This window comes from Desulfonatronospira sp. MSAO_Bac3 (genome assembly GCF_003838035.1).
Taxonomy (GTDB): Bacteria; Desulfobacterota; Desulfovibrionia; order Desulfovibrionales; family Desulfonatronovibrionaceae; genus Desulfonatronospira; species Desulfonatronospira thiodismutans.
Genome location: NZ_QYZY01000348.1, coordinates 1 through 1,488, shown reverse-complemented (window position 1 = coordinate 1,488; position 1,488 = coordinate 1). Strand labels below are relative to the sequence as shown.

1 protein-coding gene is annotated in these 1,488 nt (G+C 55.2%); it reads right to left on the bottom strand.

Annotated elements, in window-relative coordinates:
* Positions 1–230: 230 nt before the first annotated feature.
* On the bottom strand, positions 231–1,334 hold the full coding sequence (locus tag D5S03_RS12285) for a phosphonoacetaldehyde reductase (RefSeq protein ID WP_287044229.1): 1,104 nt from the start codon (positions 1,332–1,334) through the stop codon (positions 231–233).
* Positions 1,335–1,488: the final 154 nt, after the last annotated feature.

Genomic DNA, 1,488 nt, shown 5'->3' with positions numbered 1-1,488 from the left:
GCAAAAGGCGGTCAAGCTCCTGCCAGGGACACGAGTTTTCATGGCTTATATCATGAGACTCAGGACCGGTTTCAGGCTCATAATCTTTCCTGCGGCAAATCCTTTTTAGCCAGCTTCTCAGAGGATCTCCTCTCATTGTGCTTTTCCGGGCAGGGGCAACCGCTTTATATTCATGTGCATAGTCGTGCCTGCAAGATTTCATGGCTGATTTTTTATTGCCTCACTGAAAGCTATCTGGTCAGGGATGCCTGCAGTATTTCCCTGAGATCATCACGACCCAGGTCCATCCTGTAGTTGTCGGCCCGGTCAGGATCATACATGTCTGCAAGAAGCAGCAGGAGATCTTTCTGGGACATGTAGCCGGCAGCTTCACTCTGGAGCTGCAATGCGTCCAGGGTGCCCAGTACGGAGTCAAGAGTGATTTTTTCCCGCCCCTGCTCCAGGCTGGGCAGATATCTCCTGATGAGGGCCGGCAGGGTAAATCCGCAGGCAAGGCCGTGGGGGAGACCAAACCGGATGGACAGTGGATATGATATGGAATGGGCAATGGCGGTGCGTGTCTGGCTGATGGCCAGCCCTGCCAGTAAAGCGGCGGTCTGCATTCTGCTTCTGCAGTCCAGACTTTCGGGGTGTTCCAGGACTGCGGGCAGGGCCCGGACAGCCAGATCCAGGGAGTGCAGGGCGCAGGCCGCGCTTACTTCAGTGCGGTTTTTATTCCAGAGTGATTCCAGGGCATGAGATATTGCGTCCAGGCCTGTGTACAGGGTCTCGGTAAAGTGCAGGTCCAGGGTCAATTCCGGGTCCAGAAGCGCGCAGGCCGGGTAGACATACCCCCCTGAAACCGAGTACTTTTTTTGACTGACCCGGTCCCAGACAGTGGCGAAGGGAGTGACCTCAGCCCCTGTACCCGCTGTAGTGGGTATGGCTGTTACCGGCAGGCGGCTGTTCCAGGCCTGGGCCTGTTTCTGCCTGAAAATCAAATCCAGGGGATTGTGCATTCCGCTGGGCAGGGCTACGCCCAGGACCTTGGCCGCATCCAGGACGCTGCCCCCGCCTAGAGCCACGATATGGCTTACATCCAAGTCCCGGCAGAAAACAACCAGCCTGTCCAGATCATCAAGTTCCGGGTTCGGGCGCAACTGATCATAAACATGCACCCTGTCCGGATCCAGAAGGGCTGCTGCCTTTTTCGTCACCCCCCTTCTGGTAAACCCGGGGGAACTTAAAAAAAGCACACTGCCTGCCTGGGGAACAAGGTCAGGAAGCTTGTTTAGATAACCCGGTCCGGCAATGATTTTGACAGGATTGTGATGAGACCAGCTGTTTTCACTCACGGCAAAAATCCATAAAAGATTTTTTATTCTGGACAGGTGTAGATGCAGGGCGGCCCAGGTCCGGCCTGGACCCTGTACAGATGCGCAGTTCCAGTAAAAAAGGGCCCTTTTGCTCCCTGATCTGCTCCCAGCAGGAACTCAACTGAACATCATT